The organism is Halobacillus sp. Nhm2S1 (assembly GCF_019599545.1).
Classification (GTDB): domain Bacteria; phylum Bacillota; class Bacilli; order Bacillales; family Halobacillaceae; genus Halobacillus.
Genome location: NZ_JAIEZV010000001.1, coordinates 1,006,628 through 1,026,777, shown reverse-complemented (window position 1 = coordinate 1,026,777; position 20,150 = coordinate 1,006,628). Strand labels below are relative to the sequence as shown.

Genomic DNA, 20,150 nt, shown 5'->3' with positions numbered 1-20,150 from the left:
AGTAGTTTCGAGACACTAATATGGCAAAGGTGCGGAGGGGAATGGCGAGACTCCTGTGGAAAGCGAGCTATTCCCCTCCGCACCCATCCACTCTACAAAAATCTCGAAACTAAATCTTCCACAAACGGGAGCTTACCTGAAGTATAGAAGGTGAGAGAAGGATGTTTTTTCATGTTCATTTTAGGAAATGGATATATAGAGCATAGCATAAAGGTATCCTTCACATTCTATACACAGTTGACACTACAAATGCAAAAGAAAGTGTATAGAATAGTATTTAACAACTGAATGATTATTCGGTATAATAAAAGATGACTAATGATAAGGGAGTAGATCAATGAATTGGTATGAGAAGTTGAACGAGTATTTCCCAGTAGAGGAAATGAAATCGAAAGAACACATGGAAGCATTATTGAAAGAGAAAAGTGATGTGTACTACAAAGATGAAGGAGAAAACCACGTGCTTATGTACGCGGAATTTGAATCTTTTCTTTTCATCGACTATGTATACGTTTCCACTGCTTCACGTGGTCAAGGACTTGGTCATAAACTCATTGAAAAAATGAAGGCGAAAGGGAAACCGATCATCCTTGAAGTTGAACCTGTCGATTATGAGGACTCGGATACCGAAGCAAGGCTCCGCTTCTATCAGCGTGAAGGATTTAAACATGCGAAATCCATCGGGTACACGAGACGTTCGGTTGTAACAGATGAACTCAATCAGATGGAAATTCTTTACTGGTCTCCAGAAGATGCATCAGAAGAACAGATTTATGAGCAAATGAAAGAGATGTACACTGAAATTCATACCTATAAGGATAAAGAATTTTATGGGAAATCTTATCAGCCAGTTGAAGAAGTTCTGACTCATGATGAAGATCGTGATACGGAAAACATCTTAAAAGAACTGGATAAAACAAAAAACTGATCATCTATACCCACCGTTAGTTAAGGTGGGTATTTTCAATGGAAGGCTCTTAGTTGAAAATAGAAAAGTTTTACCTTTTCTATAAAAAAGATGTTTAACCCTACATATTACGTGGTATAAGTACATGGAAACGATTTATAATTGCTTTCTGTAACATATGTTCGTGTTTTTATAGATAAAACTTGACAGGTGTGTTATAGTAGAATCATGGTTAGATTATATTGATTACAAATAAAAATAAGCAATTAAAGTTCTACCATAAAATATTGAGGAGTGAAGTTTCTGTATGGTTACACTTTATACCTCACCAAGTTGTACATCATGTCGAAAAGCTAAAGCATGGCTGGAAGAGCACGATATTCCTTACACAGAACGAAACATCTTTTCTGAGCCGCTAACGTTGGATGAGATCAAGGAAATTCTTCGTATGACGGAGGATGGGACGGAAGAAATCATCTCTACACGCTCAAAAGTATTCCAAAAGTTGAAGGTGGATTTCGATCAGTTGCCAATGCAAGATCTCTTTGACTTGATTCAGGAGAACCCTGGTTTGTTACGTCGCCCAATCATTTTGGATGACAAACGACTACAGGTAGGTTATAACGAAGATGAAATTCGACGTTTCTTACCTCGAAGTGTACGCACATTCCAATTGAAAGAAGCACAACGCTTAGTCAATTAATAAATGAAAAAGCTGTGAAGGTGATTTTTACCCTCACAGCTTTTTTTATTTCCTCTGTCTTTCCTTAGAAAATGGGTGTTTTTTTGTTAGACTGCCGTGCCTTTTCGTTTGTTTGAAAAATAACCTAGAGTAACGACTGTAATAACCATAGCCACTGCAAACCACTGATGGATGAATGGGTAAGCCTCCATATACTGCAGAATATAGCGGTCTTCCATGATCATTTCGGCAGCTGTGTAGCTCAGTATTCCAGCTCCGAAATAAATAAGGAGTGGAAACTTGTCCATGAGCACGAGAATGATTCGGCTTCCCCAAACAATGATCGGAACAGACACGAGTAGACCAATGATGACTAAAATGATGTTGTTGTGAGAAGCTCCCGCTATAGCCAGTACATTATCAAAACCCATCACGATATCTGCAAAGACAATGGTTTTTACAGCAGCAGCCAGGCTGTCACCTGCTTTGATGTGATCGTTCTCTTCTGTATCAGTTAGCAGTTTCATGGCAATATAAAAGAGAAGCAATCCACCGATTAATTGAAGGTAAGGGATTTGGAGAAGATAAAGAGCAACCATAGTCAAAAGGACTCTGGCAGCGATGGCTAAGCCTGTCCCAAGAAGAATTGCTTTGTTTCTTTGCTCAGGGGGTAAATTGCGGCTGGCCAGTGCTATGACTACGGCATTATCACCGCCAAGAATGATGTCAATACTGATAATGATAAGTAGTGGTTCAAGCAAGTCCCAGTTCATTGAAAAATCCTCCTGCTATGTAGTGACAAACCTAAGGGAATAAGCTAAAATATAAAGTCAATCAACCGAATGAGGGCCTATTTCCATGTTTATTCATGACACAAATGGTTATATGCTGAAATCGAGCATTTTGTTTTCCAAACAGCCTTTGCTGTCATACAATAGAAGTACATCAACCCTTATCTCTACACATCATGACGGTTGAAGCTTTGGCCTAACGGGTAAGGTTTTATAAGCGACGCAAGGGTGAGTGTTCCCTTCCCCCTTAAAACATGACAAGAAGGGAGAGAAACGTATGGAAATCGAACGCATTAATGAAAATACCGTTAAATTTTACGTAACATATCAGGATGTAGAACAAAGAGGTTTTGACAGAGAAGAAATCTGGTACAACCGAGAACGCAGTGAACAGCTCTTTTGGGAAATGATGGATGAAGTGAACGATCAGGAAAACTTCCAGGCTGACGGGCCATTGTGGATCCAGGTTCAGGCAATGGACAAAGGACTAGAAGTGATTGTGACTAAGGCCCAAGTATCCCAGGATGGCCAAAAGCTCGAACTTCCGAATGAGGACGGTAAGGCAATTGATGTTCCAGTGGATGAAAAGCTGGAATCACTGCTTGACGATAAATTCCATTCTTCCGAAGACTATGATCAAAGGAATGAGTACGAAGAGGATCAGGAGGAGTCAGACGAACCTCTGACATTCACACTCAAGTTCAATGATTTTGAAGATGTGATTCAACTGAGCCACTACGTGTTACCAGTTAAATCCATGGAGCAGCGCTTATTCCATTTTGAAGATCGTTACTATTTATATATTCAATTCAATGATGAAAATATGAGTGATGATGACCAAGAAAATGTGCTGAGTCAGCTTATGGAATATGGCCACGAGTCATCCCTTACGATTCACAGGTTGGAGGAGTATGGAAAAACGATATTCAACGAGCAGGCATTGGATTCAGTAAAAGAATATTTTCCTGTCGATTAATTCGACGAGCACACAACTACGTGTGCTTATTTTTTTGTCTTCAAAAACAACCATTGAAATTCAATTTGCAGGCTTGAAACTACCAGAATACGGTAGTGATAGGGGGGCGGTAGCAGGATTATTGGTGACTTTTGTCGAATAAAAGGAATAGGAGGTGATTAAGCGGTGTTGTATGCTTTAAATACAGATGGAGAATTACAATCATTGTATCAGCTGACTCAAGCGGAAATAGATTTAGCCAGGAAGGCTCCTTATGTATGTCCAGTTTGTCATGAGTTGTTGCAAATTCGATCGGGGAGACGTACGGTCCCTCACTTCTCGCATTTTCCCAAGAGTAATTGTACTGTTATAAAGGGAGGGGAAACTGTCGAACATGATCGGGGAAAATGGCGGTTGTTTACATGGTTGAAAAATCAAGGATATGAAGTGCACCTGGAGCAATACTTGCAAGAGATTAGGCAAAGGCCGGACATATACTTAATGGTAAATGGAAAGAAAATAGCAATTGAGTATCAGTGTGCTACTGTCACAAATCAAGAAATCAATAAACGAACTCTCTCCTACCGGGATGCAGGAATTTTCCCTCTTTGGATTCTTGGTACAAAACATCTTCATTCCTCTAACTCCTATCATCTATCTCTCAGTGATTTTACCCGTTCTTTCTTTTATTACTTAAATGATGATTATTACTTATATTTTTTTCATGCTTCAAAAGGTCAGATCTCTGTGCTTTCCAATGTGAAATCCGCAGGTGGCCGCCGGGTCTTCGCAAAGACTTTCTCCTCATCTATAACTAACCTTCGTTTTCCTCAGTTATTTACCCCAGGATCATATGATCACGGTGATGAGCCTTTCTTAAGAGAAGTGGAGAGGTTGTGGTATAAGAATCGTACGGTTTATCAAAGTCAAGTAAGCTCTGAAGAACGCCAGTATCGTCAGTATCTTTACCTAAGGGGCTATCATTTTTCGTTAATCCCCAGCATTTGTTATTTGCCTGTCCCCGGCCAGGTGCAAACTGGCATGAGGCCATATGTATGGCAAACCCGTCTTTTTCTCGATCATTTCTTTCACCTTCCTATAGGATCTTTCGTGGAATTTCCCACCCTGAGTATCGGTTGTTCAACACCCAACGGTTATGCTCCTCATTTAAGCCAACAATATTTGGACTTACTTACTCAATTAAATATCATAGAAAAAACAGGGAAGAATAATTATATCAAGAGCAAACAGGTCCCCTTCCATAAGCGGATCGAGGATGCACTGGAAGATGACCGTAGGACGTTAGAACAGTTGAAAAATTTACAAAGAATTAAGATTTAGGAAGGGATTTGCACCTCAATCGAGAAATTTTTAGGGTGACGAATTAATTTGAAGGAGGATGTTGGATGTCGTCTGCGAAAGAGCTACCCAAAAGAGAAGAAATACCTGTTGAGAAAACATGGGACCTTGAAGCCATGTTTGCAACAGATGAAGAATGGTATAAAGAATTAGAAGAAGCGAAGGAGCTGCTTCCTGAATTAGAAAAGTACCAGGGTAAACTTGGAGAATCAGCGGAACAGTTGTATGAGCTTCTTTCCTTTCAAGATAAAATTTCCCATAAAATCGGTCTGTTGTACACCTATGCACATATGAGAAATGACCAGGATACGACAAATGCTCATTATCAGGAGATGAATGCGAAGGCCGAGAATTTATACACAAAAATCGCGTCGGCTATGAGTTTTATCGTTCCAGAGATTCTCGCTCTTCCTGAGGGGAAAGTGAAAAGCTTTATTGAATCTTATGAGCCTTTGGGGCAGTATGAACATACACTCGATGAAATCACACGTCAACGAGCTCATGTATTAAGTGAAAAAGAGGAGAAGTTATTGGCTGGCTTCTCTGAGATCGGTGCCAACCCTTCGCAAACCTTCGGGGCTTTAAATAATGCGGATCTTACTTTTCCAACCATAAAGAATGAAAAAGGAGAAGAGGTCGATCTAACACACGGACGCTACATCAATTTTCTGAAGTCAGATGATCGTGAAGTGAGGAAATCTGCTTTTAATGCCATGTACGATACGTTTGGATCATTCAAGAACACATTTGCTTCAACCCTTGGGGGACATGTGAAGAAAAATAATTTTAATGCGTCTGTGAGAAAGTATGACAGAGCACGACAAGCCAAATTGGACAACAATAATATTCCGGAGTCGGTTTATGATAATTTGTTGGAAGCCGTAAACGAGAGACTTCCTCTCTTGCATCGCTATGCAGAGCTCCGAAAAGAAGTCCTCGATCTTGATGAAGTTCATATGTACGACTTGTACACTCCACTTGTAAAAGATGCAGAGATGGAGGTTTCGTACGAAGAAGCTCAGGAGCTTGTCATTAAAGGGCTGGAGCCTTTGGGGGAAGAATACGTTAATATCGTCAAACAGGGATTTGAAAACCGCTGGATTGACGTGGAGGAAAATAAAGGGAAAAGAAGTGGAGCTTATTCTTCTGGACACTATGGAACAAACCCATATATTCTTATGAACTGGCAGGATAATGTGAACAATTTATTCACCTTAGCTCATGAACTCGGTCACTCCCTTCATAGCTATTACACACATAAAAATCAGCCATATCGTTATGGGAATTATTCTATTTTTGTCGCGGAGGTAGCGTCTACATGTAATGAAGCGCTTCTCAATGACTATATGATTAAAAAAACCAACAGTGAAAAAGAGAAGCTCTATTTGTTGAATAACTTCTTGGAAGGCTTTCGCGGGACGGTTTTCCGTCAGACAATGTTTGCGGAATTTGAACATGAGATTCACATGCAAGCCCAGAACGGGGAAGCTCTGACGGCCGAAAAACTGACAGAAATTTATTATGAACTTAATAAGAAATACTTCGGTGATAACATTGTTATTGATGAGAAAATCGGTCTTGAATGGGCGCGTATTCCGCATTTCTACATGGGATATTACGTGTACCAGTACTCTACAGGCTATGCAGCAGCTCAGGCATTGGCAGGGCAGATCCTTGAAGAAGGCGAGCCGGCCGTTGAACGTTACAAGAACTTCTTGAAGGCTGGCAGCAGTGACTATCCGATTGAGGTCCTTAAGCAGGCGGGAGTCGATATGACATCCAAAGATCCAATTTTATCAGCGTTGGATGTCTTTGAAGAAAAATTAAATGAAATGGAACAGCTTCTAAAAAAATGATACAGAGAAACCCACAGAACCATATGGTACTGTGGGTTTCTTTATTTAAAGCCGCGAAAAGTTTTCTTGTGGCTTGGTATGGATACAATGAGGTAAATAGCAAGGAACAATAAAGGGGAACTGATGTAAATCGGATATAAATTCATGAGTGCGAACAAATGGAAAGCAGCAAGAAAAAAAGTGCTGATGATAAAGAGAAGGATTACCCAAATTTTCATGTCTACCCCACCTCCATGATTTATTTTATGGAGAGGATTGGATGACCATGACTTGTTATAATAGAAAAACTCCCGTTTCCGGGAGTTTTAACTTTCGATATATTGCCAAAAAGCTCCATGCTTAACGGGGATTTCACGCACTTTTTGCTTGAGTACAAGTTTCTTCATTTCCCGTTTGGCTTCTTGTTCTGTCCAATCATATACGACTGCAATCTCTTTGTTAGCAACGAAGCGATAGTGTTGCAAGAAATCCTCCAAAGCAGGTTTTATTCCTGGCTTTGGATCTTTTTGCAGCATTTCTTTCAACACTTTCACATAAACGTCGTACGTGTATAATCCTGTGATTTTTAGCCCGGCATCTTCTTCTGATTCGTTAAAGACGACAATGGTAGGAGTGGAATCTACATCCATCTCATGAGCTAACTTCAAGTCACACTGCAAAGCTCTTCTTGCAGCATCTCCTTGGAGGTCTTTTTTGAATTCAGAGACATCAAGGCGGGACTTTTCAGCACATTCGATCAACACCGATTCGTCTGAAATGTTTTGTTTTTCCAGGAAAACATATTCTTGGACTTTTCGTAGGAAGCGCATTCCAGCTTTTTTTCCTTGTAATTCAGCCGCTTTTACAGCAAGAGCCGTGGCAAACGGGGAGGATACAGGGTTTTCAAGCCATACATCCCCATCACAGCACATTCCTGTCCGAGAACCGGTCTTGTCCCACGCCTCTTTTAAGTTTTCAGGCTTTTTAAATTTATTCTGATGTAAAGAAGATAGCTTCCCGCTGATGATCGGCCGGAGAGTAAAGAAGCGTCCGTATTCGATCGTGAGCTTTTTGAGGAAGGGTTCCAGTGACCAGCATTCAGGGCATAGGGGATCAATGAATACATAGATCTCAATCGGTCGTTTCAGTAAATCGAAAAAACCGCTTGCTGTACCTGTTGTATCACGGTCACTGTTTAAACTTTTCCAACTCACATCGATTCTCCTTTCTCATCTTCTGGTGAATTCATCATATGGTTCGCAGTCATCGTAAGCCTTTCAAACATAAAAGAACGATGAGGTTCTTGAATATCTACCTCATTCATGGCGCCGGACATACAGGATAACCAGGCGTCTCTTCGTGTAGGCGTAATTTTAAAAGGCAGGTGTCGTGCCCGTAACATGGGGTGGCCGTGTTCCTCAACATAGAGTGGAGGCCCACCAAAAAACTGGGTTAAAAATTGCTTCTGTTTTCGTATGGTTTCTGTAAGGTCGTCCGGAAAAATGGGAATTAAATCCGGGTGCTCACTTACACGTTTATAAAAAGCTTCAACAAGCTCGTCGATTTTTTCTTTGCCAATTTCCTCAAAAAACGTTTCTCGTTGTTGCATAGCATCCCTTCCTGTCTGTTCATCATTTTAGCAATGAGGGCTGGAAAACAGCAACTATTCTGATTGCAGTTGCTTTCTGTCGTAGAAACGTTTGATTTTATTATCTGTTTCACGGGCCGGAATATTGCATGCATGCAGGATTTCATCAATCACTTTTTTTCCGTTCTCTTTTGAACTGGCTTCTACTTCCAGCTCATAATCTTCCTTGTCGTAATAAAGGCTGTGATCAAGAACGATGATCGCCCCTTTGTACTCGAGTTCTTTTCTTCTTGTTGTTAGGGAACCGAGGTAGTGAAGATCCTCAAAAGAAATCCCTAGACCATCCAGTTGTTTGGATACATGGGGCTTTTCTGTCATTTTGTCTTGAATCCATAGATTTGCTTCTTCTTCTGTCAGTGAATCATGAGTTTCAAGCAGACCTTCCGCATGTGGCTGTTTTAACGTCAATGTCCATTGACCATTTTTCTGGCGAATTCTCAAAGCAGCTCCTTGCTGCTTTAGATTTAGATCTTCTGTTTCAAAATAATAATTGGTTTGTTCCATGAGTTCAACTGATTTGAATGGTAAAAATTGATAAACCTTTTCATATTCTTCTTCTGTTAATAAGTTTTTAAATTCGATTTCAATTTCCTGTGCCATGGTTAAGACCTCCTGATCGTAGTATAATGTCAGGCGCTCTGCTTATTCTGCAGGCTAACTTTATGATACAATGAATGGTGAACAAAACGCACATATTTACTATGAAGATTGGATACATAAAGGTGGTTGCTTGATGAATTGGGATATATTTATAGCACCTTATGCTCAAGTGGTGGAAGAGTTAAAAATTAAATTAAAGGGCATGCGTCGGCAGTTTGAATATGAGGAGGAACAATCCCCTATTGAATTTGTAACCGGACGCGTCAAGCCGAAATCAAGTATTATAGAAAAGGCGAGACGAAAAGCCATTAATCCTGAAAACATCGAAGAAGAACTGCAGGATATAGCTGGAGTGAGAGTGGTCTGCCAATTCGTTGATGACATTTATGCGGTTGTCACGATGCTTAGGAACCGCCATGATTTTGAAATCGTAGAAGAGAAAGATTACGTTTCAAGGAAAAAGGATAGTGGGTATAGATCTTTCCATGTCATTATTCGTTATCCGGTGGAAACCATTCATGGAGAGAAAAAAGTATTGGCAGAAATACAGATCCGTACCCTTGCGATGAACTTCTGGGCAACCAATGAGCACTCATTAAATTATAAATATTCGGGGAAAATACCATCAGAAATCAAATCACGGCTTAAACGTGCAGGTGAGGCTGCCTTTCAGCTCGATGAAGAGATGTCAAAAATAAAAAGTGAGATACAAGAAGCTCAGCGAGCTTTCTTAAGAAAAGAAGAACAAAAAAAGAACCCTAGAAAAACTTAAAGGAGTGGGTGGACCGATGAAGTTCTCGATCCTTTCTAAAGGTGATCAAAAATCGAACGAAATCCGTTCTAAAATTAAGAACTACTTGACGGAGTTTAAGCTGGAGTACGATGAAGATGAACCTGATCTTGCTATTTCTGTTGGTGGAGATGGTACATTACTTGAAGCTTTCCATACGTATGTTCATCGTTTGGATAAGACAGCTTTTATAGGGATACATACCGGTCACCTTGGTTTTTATGCGGATTGGATGCCGGAAGAATTAGAAAAACTGATCATTGAGATTGCAAAGACCCCTTTCCAGGTGGTCGAGTACCCGCTCCTTGAAGTGACCATCCGACCGAAAAGCGGTGGAGAAGAAGACCGTTATCTTGCGTTGAATGAGTGTACGATTAAGACTTCAGAAGGCTCGGTGGTGATGGACATTGAAATTAAAGGCGATCACTTTGAGACGTTCCGTGGGGATGGCCTTTGCGTATCTACACCTTCCGGAAGTACCGCCTATAATAAAGCATTAGGTGGAGCCATTTTGCACCCTTCCCTGGAAGCCTTCCAAATTGCTGAAATGGCTTCGATTAATAACCGGGTGTTTCGTACGATTGGGTCTCCATTGATTTTACCTAGTCATCATACGTGCATGTTCAAACCAAAGCATGACCGTAGTTTTCTTTTTACAATCGATCACATCACGCGGACGTATAAAGATGTTAAATCCATTCAATGCCGAGTGGCCGAAGAAAAAGTGCGATTTGCCCGGTTCCGTCCATTCCCATTCTGGAAGCGTGTCCACGACTCATTTGTAGCTGATGACTACTCAGACTGATGTGACAAAGAGATGGCAGGTAACAGAAGCTTACGCAGGCTATTCCATTCGTGAGTTTTTGTTACAAGCGGGTGAGTTTTCCCGGCAATTGATCAAGAAGGTTCGTATGGACGGTGCGATATTTGTGAATGGGTTTCAGGAGGAAATGTGGCGTCCGCTAGAGACAGGAGACTCATTGGTCATCGTTTTTCCTAAAGAAGAAAAAGGTTCGATCTTTCCTCAGCAGGGGGCTTTACCGGTCGTATTTGAGGATGATGACATCATGGTCCTCGACAAGCCGTCAGGCATCCCAGTAGTTCCACCTTTTGACCAAAAAGAGCCTTCGATCGCAAGTTACTTGCTTTTTGAATATGAAAAAAGAGGGTATCCTTGTACGGCCCATATTGTCACAAGGCTTGACAGAGATACTTCTGGATTGATGTTAATTGCTAAACACGCCTACAGCCACAGCCTTCTCACTAAGAGATTGGACTTGATTTCACGACAATACATAGCGATTGTTGAAGGGGGATTTCAAGAAAAGGAAGGTCTCATTGATGAGCCAATTGGCCGTGCAGAAGACTCCATCATCCGAAGAATGGTATCACCAGAGGGGAAGCCTTCAAAGACTCAGTTCCATCTGATTAAACAGGGGGAAGGTTACTCCCAGGTTCGGTTTAAACTTCTTACCGGTCGGACGCACCAAATTCGTGTCCATATGGCACATAAAGGGTATCCATTAGCTGGAGACAAGTTATATGGAGGAAACACAGTGGCAGGGATGGATGGTCAAGCCTTGCATTGTGAACAGCTTCATTTCATCCATCCTTGGACGAAGAAAAAAATGACCTTTACATCAGAACCACCAAAACTTTGGGAAGATTTTCTTTAAGCAGCATGTGTTCGATTGAACTACAAAAAAGCAGGAGCACTGGAGTGCTCCTGCTTTTTAATATCTGAACTTTTCTTCTACAAAAGGCATACTCGATGGTACACTGACGATTTCTTCTTCAGGCAGGCGGAAAGCGGTCAGCCTGCCTCCGAAAACACACCCTGTATCAATGTTGACGGTTTTGTTAACAAAACGTGGTTCCCGAACTGGGGTATGTCCATAAACGATCCATCGATTTCCTGTGTAATGTTGAGCCCAGTCTCGTCTGACAGGGCGACCATCCGGAAGCTTTTCACCAGTAATGTCACCGTAGAGAACGAACGTTTCAATACTTTTACTTTTGTGACCGATATCTTCTTCACGGATGCCTGCATGAGCAACAACAGCATCTACATCTTTCAAAATCAAGTGCAGAGGGGATAGCTCATACAAATGTTTGAATTGTTGTTTTACGTCCTTCTGTTCTTCTTTAGACAGGGAACGGTATTCCGCAGCGGTCGTTTCCAAACCATGCTTTTCTTGGACGGGATTTCCTAGAAAAAAGCGATACAGTTTGTTGCAATGATTTCCCGGGACATAATGAGCTCCCTTCTCTGTCACTAAACGATATACGAAGGTTATGCATTCAATGGATGACGGTCCACGGTCCGTAATATCCCCTACAAAAACGGGAGTTCTTCCGTCTGGGTGTTGCGGCAGGCCGTCGCTCCAATCATAGCCCAGTTCTTCGAATAATTGCTTCAATTCGTCAAAGCAGCCGTGAACGTCCCCGATGATGTCGTAGTTCATGGTCATTCTCCTTTTTTTCATTCAAGTATTGTCTTGTTCTTTTAAGGGATTTGGAGCTGTCCTATATATGGAAGATATTTTTCCCAAGGCTTCGAAATACTAAACATACGGGGAGTTTATTCCCTAACATCGATTTCTTCTGTTAAACTACATTTATGTGATGAATTTGGCTTTTGAAAATTGAGTGACTTTCGTTGACAAACACGTGTATCGCCATTAAGATTAAACGGTCAAAAACGAAATAGACACTGGGGAGGGTTGCTTATGGAACACTTAGATGACCAGGAGCGCCAAGAAGTTTGGACGAATATTAAAGATGCCTTGTTCAATGATCATATTGACCAGTTTCGTGCGGAATTCCTTGAATTGCATCCATATGACCAGGCCCGGATCTTTGAGGATTTAGATGAAGAGATACGGATGCAGATTTACACCTACCTCTCTCCAGAAGAGGTCGCAGATGTCATGGAACACATCGATTATGATGAAATTGAACCTTTCTTTACTGAAATGGCTCCGGCTTTTGCTGCGCAAGTCTTCGCTGAAATGTCCACGGATGATGCCGTTGATATTTTGAACGAATTAGATAAAGATAAAGTGGCGAGTTTCTTGACGATCATGGATGATGATGCAGCTGACGAAATCAAAGACCTGCTTCATTATGAAGAGAAAACCGCTGGTTCTATCATGACAACAGAGTTCGTTGTCGTGAAGGCCGGTATGACGATCAAGGAAGCGATGGTTCATCTGAGAACAGAAGCCCCCGACGCCGAGACGATTTATTACACCTATGTCATTAATGAAGATAAGCGGCTCGTCGGTGTTATTTCGTTGAGGGATTTGATTATATCTGAAGAAGAATGGCTGATATCCGACGTCATGAATGAACGAGTGGTATCGGTCTCAGTCGGTGAAGACCAGGAAGAAGTGGCACGCATGGTGCGCGACTACGACTTTCTTGCCTTACCGGTCGTTGATTTCCAGGACCATCTTCTTGGAATCATCACCGTCGATGACATTATGGACGTCATGGAAGAAGAAGCTAGTGATGATTATTCTAAACTTGCAGCCGTTTCTGACGTCGACAGTCCTGACGATAATGCTTTTGCATCAGCCAAAAAGCGTTTGCCCTGGCTTGTCATTCTCCTCTTTTTGGGCAGTTTGACAGCAAGTCTTATAGGGCGTTTTGAGGACACCTTGGATCAAGTAGCAATACTCGCTATTTTTATTCCGCTGATTGCCGGAATGGCGGGAAATACAGGAACGCAGGCACTAGCCGTTGCTGTCCGCGGTATCGCGACCGGGGAAATTGAAAAGCAAGGGAAATGGAAAATGATGATGAGAGAAGCGGGCACTGGTATTATTACTGGGCTTTCCTGTGGTGTACTAATCACACTCATTGTATATATATGGCATGAAAACTTCTTTTTAGGCGTTCTAGTCGGATTGTCCATCTTTATGACCTTGGTTGTAGCAACATTGGCTGGTTCTCTCGTTCCCCTTCTTATGCATCGTTTAAAGATCGACCCTGCTGTTGCTTCAGGACCATTCATTACAACGGTGAATGACCTGATTTCCATTCTGATTTATTTTGGACTTGCGACAGCTTTCATGAATTTATTGATTTAAGGAAGGAGGGCGAGTATGGAACATGGTGCATCAGTAACTTCTCTAGTTATTGTAATTATCGCAGCATTCATAACTCCCATCTTACTACACCGCTTTAAATTGAATATCATTCCGGTTGTAGTAGCAGAAATCATCGTAGGATTAATCATCGGTCAAAGTGGATTTGATATTGTAGAGCAAGGAAGCTGGTTGGAGATCCTGTCTACACTAGGGTTCATTTTCTTGATGTTTCTCAGTGGATTAGAAATTGATTTCTCTATATTTGCAAGTAGAAAGAAGAAAGCTAAGCCGGAAAACCAGGGAACAGGTGCTCCGAATCCGGTATGGGTGGCGACCACTGTCTTCATTGGTATTTTCGTCATATCTCTGGCCCTTTCTTACTTATTCGTGTTAGCAGGTTTTATTGACAATGCCTTCTTAATGACGCTGATCATTTCCACCATTTCATTAGGTGTGGTGGTGCCGACATTGAAGGATGCCCAGATGATGAAGACGACAATTGGGCAGACCATCCTTCTTATTGCAGTTATTGCCGATCTCGTGACTATGATCTTGCTTGCTGTTTTCGTATCTATTTACGGGGAGAGTGGTGGCAACACATGGTTATTGCTCCTGCTTTTTGTAGCTGGTGTCCTTTTCTATTATATCGGCAAAAAGTTCCGTCATCAGTCATTTGTAGAAACGATGGCCAAAGGGACCATTCAGATCGATACCCGTGCTGTGTTCACGCTTATCCTTCTTCTAGTCGCGTTATCTGAAACGGTTGGAGCAGAGAATATTCTTGGCGCATTTTTAGCGGGTACACTCGTTTCCCTGCTGTCTCCCAACCCTGAGATGGTTAAGCGCCTGGACAGTTTCGGTTATGGATTCTTAATTCCAATTTTCTTCGTAATGGTGGGTGTGGAAATTGATATTTGGAGTCTATTTACTGACTCCCGTGTGCTTATATTGATTCCATTGCTGTTTATTGCTTTGCTTGTCTCGAAGATTGTTCCAGCTTTAATTTTAAGTAAGTGGTATGATAAGAAAACTGTTTTTGGCTCAGGTTTCATCCTGACTTCCACACTTTCTCTGGTGATTGCGGCGGCTGCCATCGGGAAGCGGGAAGGAATGATCGATGATCAAATGGAAGGCGCCCTGATTCTTGTGGCTGTCCTGACATGTCTAGTGGCTCCGATCGTCTTCAAGAAGATTTATGGACGATTTGAAGACGAAGGTCATAAGACGGTCGTATCCTTTATCGGCTCTAACCGCATGACCTTACCGGTTGTAAGAGAGCTGGACATTCATGCCTACGAAACCCATCTGTACCATACAAAAATGGACAAAATTGATGAACGGATCAGTCGTAATTGTTTCGACATCAAAGAGTTAGATGGCTATGATGTAGAAAAGATGAAGGAACTCGGAGTCTTCGAGGTAGACTTGATTGTTGCTTCTACGGGTGATGAAGAACGAAATGCTGAGATTGCCCGCTATGCGAAAGAGCAAGGGGTAGAACGGATCATCGTCCGAGTAGAGTCCCCAGACCTATCTCAGGAAATGAAAGATCTCAATATCAATGTATTTTCTGTGTTCTTGTCTTCTAAAGCGCTCCTTAAAGCGATGATCGAAGCACCGAATGTTGTAGATATCTTAACAAAACAAGATAGTGCTCTTTATCAAATCAACATGAACAATTCGGTCTATAATGGCATCCACCTTCGTGAATTTCCATTCACCGGAGATGTCATTATGGTCAGAATCTTCCGCGGCAAAGATTCCATCGTGCCTCACGGAGATACAGAATTGAAAATGGGTGACCGCCTGATCGTTACAGGCTCTCACGAGTATGTGGAAGAACTGAAATTGGAACTGGAATATTGTGAATGGTGTTAACCCTCAACCGCTCCTTCTCATCACGAGAAGGAGCGGTTTTTTTCATTATCATTCCACTATAACTCCCTATTCTTGAAGACTCAGTTTCGAGATGTTTTCGGGGTTCGTTACCCAGGTTCAGCATTAGGGGTGGCTGGGAAGCTACTCGCTTTCCTGTGGGGGAGCGCCGAGCTTCCTCGGACTGCGTCCTGCGGGATCTCGCCTATCTCCTTCTCCCACGGGAGTCTCCCAGCTTCCCAGCCACCCCATTCGATGTATATTAGAAACGAATCCCTTTCCAAGGAGGATAGTCTTCCGCTATCCCGATTGTTTAAAGCATAAAACGATCTGTATCAAGCTTTGAAAGTTTAAGTACCTAGGCATGGAAGTTTTAATCTTATACTCCAATTAAACGGAATAGCTGTTTATTCTGGAAGTGGTTTCGAGACTCTGACATAGCAAAGGGGCGGAGGGGAATGGCGAGACTCCTAACTTAAGTGTGCAGGCGCCTCGATCAGCGGCGTATGGACTGGACTGAGCTGGCGGAGATAAAGGAAACACGAAGAACGAAGTGATTCGATGTTGACTTATCGTACCGAAGCGAGGGAAGTCTCACTAGCCGCTAGGCGCCGGAACCGGATATCAAAGAGGAAAAGAGTGCTAGGTGAGACCCCGCAAGGCGTCAGACTGAGGAGGCTCAAGAGAATAGAGGAAGTTCGATTAAGTTCGGCACGTCCTGTGCCAACATCGAACGACCCCACTTCGTGTGGGGCCCCGCGGAAAGCGAGCTATTCCCCGTACCTCCTATCCACTCAATAAAAGTCTCGAAACTGAGTCTTACACAATCCTGCCATTATATTGAATTACATATTTATTATGTATCCTATTTTTGGATACTGACTGGGCTTAGGTGAGTGGAAATAGGGAATGGATAAAGAGAGGTTTGTTTTTCAAAAGTTTATGGTTTAAAATAGGAGCAGGTACTAATAACAAATACTAATTCAGATCCTACTACCTCAAGGAGGGTGTTCAATATGAATTTTTCACTAGAAGGACGCACCTATGTCGTCATGGGAGTGGCGAATAAACGAAGCATTGCCTGGGGGATTGCACGCTCGCTTCACTCTGCTGGAGCGCGTTTAATTTTTACAGTGGCCTCAGAGCGTTTCAAGAAATCGGTACAAGACCTTGCCGATACTCTAGAAGGTGGCGAGGAGTCACTTGTTTATGAATGTGACGTCACGGACGATGAAGCGATCATTCAGACATTCGAACAAATAGGGAAAGATGTAGGGACGATTCATGGCCTTGCACACTGTATCGCATTTGCGAATCGTGAAGAGTTGAAAGATGAGTTCTTAAACACAAGCCGCGATGGTTTCCTTACTGCTCACAACATCAGCTCTTATTCACTAACAGCGGTCGCTCGTGCAGCTCAACCGTTGATGACGGATGGCGGAAGTATTGTAACCCTTACCTATCTTGGAGGGGAACAAGTCGTGAAGAATTATAACGTTATGGGTGTCGCGAAGGCGAGCCTTGATGCAAGCGTTAAATACTTAGCGAACGATCTTGGTAAACATAACATCCGGGTGAATGCTATCTCTGCTGGACCGATCCGTACACTCTCCGCTAAAGGTGTAGGAGACTTTAATCAGATTCTTAAAGTGATTGAGGAACGTGCGCCTCTTGGGCGTCCCGTTACTCAAGAAGAGGTCGGCGACACCGGGTATTACCTAATGAGTGATCTATCCCGCGGTGTGACCGGAGAAGTGATTCACGTGGATTCCGGATTTAGCATTGTCGCTTATTAACCCAACCTCAAAACCCCGTTTCTACATAAAGTGGAAACGGGGTTTTCTCATGTGAACCAGGATCGAAGGTGGGACCCTATAAGTTCTTCTTTTTTTTCACTATGGGAAGCAGCAAAACGAACCACCTCCGTTAATGCAAGCGCTTCTTTTCCGACAGGAGTATCGTTCATAGCGAAACGGTGATCATAGCTCCCCTCATATGTAGAGATCCATCTCATCAGCTCAGAAAATGTGGTATGCTCATCAATTTTCAAGGGAAACCACTGGTTGTTTCTTTGCTGCTCTACTTGTTTAGAAATGAACCGCGGCAGTGGGGGAGGAGGAAAGTCAGGCTTTCCAAAGTAATACCCTTGCATAAGGGAGACTCCCATTTGAATCAAATGATGACACTCCCCTTCGGTTTCCACTCCTTCAGCAATAATCCCTGCTCCTAACTTCTTTCCGATATGTTGTAAGGCCTCCACCATGTATTGTTTTTCGCGTAATTGATCGATATGAGTAATCAGGGATCGATCGATTTTCAAGTAGTCTGGTTTTAATTCAGAAATCATTTGCATGGAAGAATACCCGGCACCGACGTCATCGATTGCTACTTTAAACCCTTGCTCTCTATAATGTTCCAATAGCTTCCGAAAACTTTGGAAATCAGAAATGGCGGAGTGCTCTGTAATTTCAAAGACAATCTGGGCCGGATTCACCTTTGTGTTTTGTAAGACAGTATGAGTGAATCCTGGAGTGAACGAATCATCGTGAACGACATTCGGCGTTAAATTCACCCACAATTGCTGATCCTTCTGTAAATAAGGGGTGATTGAGTCGATGGCCAGCTTCCGTGTATGTTTTTCAAGTTGAAACAATCTATTTGTCTGAGCAGCAAGCTGAAATAGTTCGACGGGGCTTTTGAATGAAGCGTTTGGCGGAAATCTTGTCAGTGCTTCAAAACCGATGACATTATCTTTATGTAGATCGACGATGGGTTGATAATGGATGAAAAGCTTGTCTTCATTCATGTATGAAGCGAGTACATCTTCTGATGACTTGCATTCTCGTTGTTGTGCAAGGCTCATGAAAACACTCCTAATTGATGGTCTACATTTACCATAACAACTGTAAGATAAGCAAATCACCGGGTTGTGTTAAATCTCTGTAAAATCATAAGAGATTTTGTCAAAAGAGGACAAAAGTGAACATGGTCTGCCATTTGGGCATATACATGAAATGATGAATGAATGGAAAAGGAGAGATCTTGATGGCAGATGAAAAGCGACTTGCTAAGCAGCCGATGCTTTATATTGTCCAGCCTAAGGGCTTGAAACCAGCAGAAGTACCCATGCAAACAAGCTTTCGAAGTCAGCGTTCTTCTAAGTCAGAAGAGAAGTCGGAACAGCCGCAGACAGAAGCTCCATCAAATGAGCGTGAAATACGGATGCGCAGACAGAATTCCCCTCACCGTCAAGAGTTGGCTAAATTGAACAAATCTGAAGAGATAGAGGCGAGTGGAGATGAAAGAAAGGAAGACCCTTCAGCTGTAAGTGTGGAAGAGAAGGTGGAAAAGGATGCTCCACGAGATCGAAGACAACGATTTCATGACATGACACTCGAGGAAAAAGTTTTATATTTCTTCAATCTATCCCCACACGTGCCGAAAATGAAATGTGAGGTAGCGACAGAGGAAGACAATTACCGGGGATATATTACGGATTATGTAGATGGTGTCGTGCACATGAAAGTTTTTCAGCGTCCGTTTCAGCGGGAGGTAGCATTTGAAGACATTAAAGATATTAGACTCCTTGGTTTTTAGTAAATGATGAAAAAACCGCGCATCTGTGCGCGGTTTTTTATGAATCTTAAAGTGTTGCTGCTGCCGGAAGACATGTTACGTGGCAGAAGCAGTTCAAATCTACAGTGATGCAGATTCCTGAAGCACGAAGGTTTTTACAGCTTTGATCTGCTGGTGATTTTGGATCGAATCCTTTACGGCGGTGTGATCCTTCAACCTCATCTTCGTCGTCGTCATCATGGCGGCGTTCAGCAAAAAGAAGTTCAAGGATGGCACAACCATCGTCATCTACAGATTTAACTCTGAAGAAGAAGCTTCCTTTCACTTTGCAATCATCGCCACTTCGTTTGGAACCGTAGCCCTTGAAAGGTGTGCATCCATCTTTGCAGTAAAGGATGACAGGAACCGTGTCAAAACCGGACCCTCCACCAGTGTCACCTAAAAGGTCTGCGATTGAACGCTCACAGCTTGTCGTGCAATCGTGCATGACATCATTCTGAGCATCGACGATATCTTTTAGGATATCAATCACACATGAACCTGAATCGAATTTTTTTCCACAGCTCATTTTCTAATTTCCCCTTTCCATACGCATTGACGTATTGTCTTTACTAGAATATGAAATGTGTCTGGGTCGGTGTGGGCATTTGTCTCTTTTCTGTTAATCCGGAGTTTTTTTGTCCTTAATGGGCAAGAGACTATACCCAACTGGGGCAAACGCCATAGATTAGAAGTGAATTCGATTAAGGAGTGAATGGAATGTCTGATAAAAAGAAGGTCATCCATGTGAAGGACCTTGTTATTAAAGCGGATAATGTCGTCATCGAGCCCCAGCGTCATGATCGTCACGATCGCGACGACCGTGTCGATCCATTTTTTGGTGGACCGAGGCGTCGTAGAGAAGATGAGTCAAGAGAAGAAAGCAGTTCCAGTCGCCGTCATCATGATGAATCTTCCGATCGACGTGGGGGATTTCGCTGGTTTTAAGAAAATAAAGAGTGAGCCACTACAAGAAACGTAGTGGCTTTTTCTTCATGG

The 20,150-nt window shown here is 42.4% G+C and carries 21 protein-coding genes; 13 read left to right on the top strand and 8 right to left on the bottom strand.

Going from position 1 to position 20,150, the window contains the following annotated elements; translation table 11 throughout:
• Window positions 1-337: 337 nt before the first annotated feature.
• Together K2225_RS05305 and spxA are read left to right on the top strand one after the other, a co-directional pair.
• Entirely contained in the window at window positions 338-928 is a 591-nt protein-coding gene (locus K2225_RS05305) for a GNAT family N-acetyltransferase (RefSeq protein ID WP_220583795.1), read from the top strand.
• A gap of 286 nt (window positions 929-1,214) precedes the next feature.
• A complete protein-coding gene (gene spxA, locus K2225_RS05300) occupies window positions 1,215-1,610 on the top strand; it encodes a transcriptional regulator SpxA (protein ID WP_008638741.1) in 396 nt (131 codons plus the stop codon).
• 86 nt (window positions 1,611-1,696) lie between these two features.
• Here the strand turns inward: spxA and K2225_RS05295 are convergent, their stop codons facing one another.
• Window positions 1,697-2,362, bottom strand: coding sequence for a TerC family protein (locus K2225_RS05295; protein WP_220583794.1), 666 nt, complete (start codon window positions 2,360-2,362; stop codon window positions 1,697-1,699).
• A 295-nt stretch (window positions 2,363-2,657) separates the two neighbouring features.
• Between K2225_RS05295 and mecA the strand changes: the two genes are divergently transcribed.
• The 3 genes from mecA (at window position 2,658) to pepF (ending at window position 6,550) form a co-directional block, all read left to right on the top strand.
• Window positions 2,658-3,356, top strand: coding sequence for an adaptor protein MecA (gene mecA, locus K2225_RS05290; RefSeq protein WP_220583793.1), 699 nt, complete (start codon window positions 2,658-2,660; stop codon window positions 3,354-3,356).
• A 165-nt stretch (window positions 3,357-3,521) separates the two neighbouring features.
• A complete protein-coding gene (locus K2225_RS05285) occupies window positions 3,522-4,676 on the top strand; it encodes a competence protein CoiA (RefSeq protein ID WP_220583792.1) in 1,155 nt (384 codons plus the stop codon).
• A 65-nt stretch (window positions 4,677-4,741) separates the two neighbouring features.
• On the top strand, window positions 4,742-6,550 hold the full coding sequence (pepF, locus tag K2225_RS05280) for an oligoendopeptidase F (protein WP_220583791.1): 1,809 nt from the start codon (window positions 4,742-4,744) through the stop codon (window positions 6,548-6,550).
• A gap of 41 nt (window positions 6,551-6,591) precedes the next feature.
• Here the strand turns inward: pepF and K2225_RS05275 are convergent, their stop codons facing one another.
• The 4 genes from K2225_RS05275 to K2225_RS05260 form a co-directional block, all read right to left on the bottom strand.
• Entirely contained in the window at window positions 6,592-6,768 is a 177-nt protein-coding gene (locus K2225_RS05275) for a hypothetical protein (RefSeq protein ID WP_220583790.1), read from the bottom strand.
• Window positions 6,769-6,855: 87 nt separating this feature from the next.
• Window positions 6,856-7,743, bottom strand: a complete 888-nt coding sequence (locus K2225_RS05270; protein ID WP_220583789.1) for a ClpXP adapter SpxH family protein — start codon at window positions 7,741-7,743, stop codon at window positions 6,856-6,858.
• Window positions 7,740-8,138 carry a globin domain-containing protein gene (locus K2225_RS05265; protein ID WP_115824142.1) on the bottom strand — a complete coding sequence of 133 codons (399 nt, stop codon included), beginning with the start codon at window positions 8,136-8,138 and terminating at the stop codon, window positions 7,740-7,742. The genes K2225_RS05270 and K2225_RS05265 overlap by 4 nt, the downstream gene beginning before the upstream one ends.
• A gap of 54 nt (window positions 8,139-8,192) precedes the next feature.
• Complete coding sequence (locus tag K2225_RS05260) at window positions 8,193-8,777, bottom strand: CYTH domain-containing protein (protein ID WP_220583788.1); 585 nt, start codon at window positions 8,775-8,777, stop codon at window positions 8,193-8,195.
• A gap of 133 nt (window positions 8,778-8,910) precedes the next feature.
• Here K2225_RS05260 and yjbM point away from each other — a divergent pair, with 133 nt between their 5' ends.
• The 3 genes from yjbM to K2225_RS05245 are packed head-to-tail and all read left to right on the top strand — an operon-like array spanning window position 8,911 to window position 11,243.
• Window positions 8,911-9,549 (top strand): GTP diphosphokinase, encoded by a 639-nt coding sequence (gene yjbM, locus K2225_RS05255; protein ID WP_089653949.1) that lies wholly within the window; start codon window positions 8,911-8,913, stop codon window positions 9,547-9,549.
• Between the two features lie 16 nt (window positions 9,550-9,565).
• The gene (locus K2225_RS05250) at window positions 9,566-10,372 is read left to right on the top strand and encodes an NAD kinase (protein ID WP_115824145.1); all 807 of its coding nucleotides are present in this window, start codon (window positions 9,566-9,568) and stop codon (window positions 10,370-10,372) included.
• A gap of 1 nt (window position 10,373) precedes the next feature.
• On the top strand, window positions 10,374-11,243 hold the full coding sequence (locus K2225_RS05245) for an RluA family pseudouridine synthase (RefSeq protein WP_370632709.1): 870 nt from the start codon (window positions 10,374-10,376) through the stop codon (window positions 11,241-11,243).
• Between the two features lie 57 nt (window positions 11,244-11,300).
• Here the strand turns inward: K2225_RS05245 and prpE are convergent, their stop codons facing one another.
• The gene (prpE, locus tag K2225_RS05240) at window positions 11,301-12,032 is read right to left on the bottom strand and encodes a bis(5'-nucleosyl)-tetraphosphatase PrpE (protein WP_220583786.1); all 732 of its coding nucleotides are present in this window, start codon (window positions 12,030-12,032) and stop codon (window positions 11,301-11,303) included.
• A gap of 264 nt (window positions 12,033-12,296) precedes the next feature.
• Here prpE and mgtE point away from each other — a divergent pair, with 264 nt between their 5' ends.
• The 3 genes from mgtE (at window position 12,297) to fabI (ending at window position 17,332) form a co-directional block, all read left to right on the top strand.
• Window positions 12,297-13,661, top strand: a complete 1,365-nt coding sequence (mgtE, locus tag K2225_RS05235; protein ID WP_220583785.1) for a magnesium transporter — start codon at window positions 12,297-12,299, stop codon at window positions 13,659-13,661.
• A gap of 15 nt (window positions 13,662-13,676) precedes the next feature.
• Window positions 13,677-15,539: a monovalent cation:proton antiporter family protein gene (locus tag K2225_RS05230; RefSeq protein WP_220583784.1), complete on the top strand. Its 1,863-nt coding sequence runs from the start codon at window positions 13,677-13,679 to the stop codon at window positions 15,537-15,539.
• A 1,013-nt stretch (window positions 15,540-16,552) separates the two neighbouring features.
• Window positions 16,553-17,332: an enoyl-ACP reductase FabI gene (gene fabI / locus K2225_RS05225; protein WP_089653955.1), complete on the top strand. Its 780-nt coding sequence runs from the start codon at window positions 16,553-16,555 to the stop codon at window positions 17,330-17,332.
• Window positions 17,333-17,379: 47 nt separating this feature from the next.
• Here fabI and K2225_RS05220 read toward each other — a convergent pair whose 3' ends face one another.
• Complete coding sequence (locus K2225_RS05220) at window positions 17,380-18,399, bottom strand: EAL domain-containing protein (protein WP_220583783.1); 1,020 nt, start codon at window positions 18,397-18,399, stop codon at window positions 17,380-17,382.
• Window positions 18,400-18,581: 182 nt separating this feature from the next.
• Here K2225_RS05220 and K2225_RS05215 point away from each other — a divergent pair, with 182 nt between their 5' ends.
• Window positions 18,582-19,133, top strand: a complete 552-nt coding sequence (locus tag K2225_RS05215; RefSeq protein WP_220583782.1) for a CotO family spore coat protein — start codon at window positions 18,582-18,584, stop codon at window positions 19,131-19,133.
• A gap of 46 nt (window positions 19,134-19,179) precedes the next feature.
• On the opposite strand, the gene K2225_RS05210 is transcribed toward K2225_RS05215, so the two are convergent.
• The gene (locus K2225_RS05210) at window positions 19,180-19,680 is read right to left on the bottom strand and encodes a CotY/CotZ family spore coat protein (RefSeq protein ID WP_220583781.1); all 501 of its coding nucleotides are present in this window, start codon (window positions 19,678-19,680) and stop codon (window positions 19,180-19,182) included.
• Between the two features lie 191 nt (window positions 19,681-19,871).
• Here K2225_RS05210 and K2225_RS05205 point away from each other — a divergent pair, with 191 nt between their 5' ends.
• A complete protein-coding gene (locus K2225_RS05205) occupies window positions 19,872-20,099 on the top strand; it encodes a hypothetical protein (protein ID WP_220583780.1) in 228 nt (75 codons plus the stop codon).
• Window positions 20,100-20,150 lie beyond the last annotated feature (51 nt).

What these genes read in the sequence shown, in the direction of transcription:
- K2225_RS05305 (WP_220583795.1), top strand. Translation starts at nt 338, where the DNA reads ATGAATTGGTATGAGAAGTTGAACGAGTATTTCCCAGTAGAGGAAATG.
- spxA (WP_008638741.1), top strand. Translation starts at nt 1,215, where the DNA reads ATGGTTACACTTTATACCTCACCAAGTTGTACATCATGTCGAAAAGCT.
- K2225_RS05295 (WP_220583794.1), bottom strand. Translation starts at nt 2,362, where the DNA reads ATGAACTGGGACTTGCTTGAACCACTACTTATCATTATCAGTATTGAC.
- mecA (WP_220583793.1), top strand. Translation starts at nt 2,658, where the DNA reads ATGGAAATCGAACGCATTAATGAAAATACCGTTAAATTTTACGTAACA.
- pepF (WP_220583791.1), top strand. Translation starts at nt 4,742, where the DNA reads ATGTCGTCTGCGAAAGAGCTACCCAAAAGAGAAGAAATACCTGTTGAG.
- K2225_RS05275 (WP_220583790.1), bottom strand. Translation starts at nt 6,768, where the DNA reads ATGAAAATTTGGGTAATCCTTCTCTTTATCATCAGCACTTTTTTTCTT.
- K2225_RS05265 (WP_115824142.1), bottom strand. Translation starts at nt 8,138, where the DNA reads ATGCAACAACGAGAAACGTTTTTTGAGGAAATTGGCAAAGAAAAAATC.
- K2225_RS05260 (WP_220583788.1), bottom strand. Translation starts at nt 8,777, where the DNA reads ATGGCACAGGAAATTGAAATCGAATTTAAAAACTTATTAACAGAAGAA.
- yjbM (WP_089653949.1), top strand. Translation starts at nt 8,911, where the DNA reads ATGAATTGGGATATATTTATAGCACCTTATGCTCAAGTGGTGGAAGAG.
- K2225_RS05250 (WP_115824145.1), top strand. Translation starts at nt 9,566, where the DNA reads ATGAAGTTCTCGATCCTTTCTAAAGGTGATCAAAAATCGAACGAAATC.
- prpE (WP_220583786.1), bottom strand. Translation starts at nt 12,032, where the DNA reads ATGAACTACGACATCATCGGGGACGTTCACGGCTGCTTTGACGAATTG.
- mgtE (WP_220583785.1), top strand. Translation starts at nt 12,297, where the DNA reads ATGGAACACTTAGATGACCAGGAGCGCCAAGAAGTTTGGACGAATATT.
- K2225_RS05230 (WP_220583784.1), top strand. Translation starts at nt 13,677, where the DNA reads ATGGAACATGGTGCATCAGTAACTTCTCTAGTTATTGTAATTATCGCA.
- fabI (WP_089653955.1), top strand. Translation starts at nt 16,553, where the DNA reads ATGAATTTTTCACTAGAAGGACGCACCTATGTCGTCATGGGAGTGGCG.
- K2225_RS05220 (WP_220583783.1), bottom strand. Translation starts at nt 18,399, where the DNA reads ATGAGCCTTGCACAACAACGAGAATGCAAGTCATCAGAAGATGTACTC.
- K2225_RS05215 (WP_220583782.1), top strand. Translation starts at nt 18,582, where the DNA reads ATGGCAGATGAAAAGCGACTTGCTAAGCAGCCGATGCTTTATATTGTC.
- K2225_RS05210 (WP_220583781.1), bottom strand. Translation starts at nt 19,680, where the DNA reads ATGAGCTGTGGAAAAAAATTCGATTCAGGTTCATGTGTGATTGATATC.
- K2225_RS05205 (WP_220583780.1), top strand. Translation starts at nt 19,872, where the DNA reads ATGTCTGATAAAAAGAAGGTCATCCATGTGAAGGACCTTGTTATTAAA.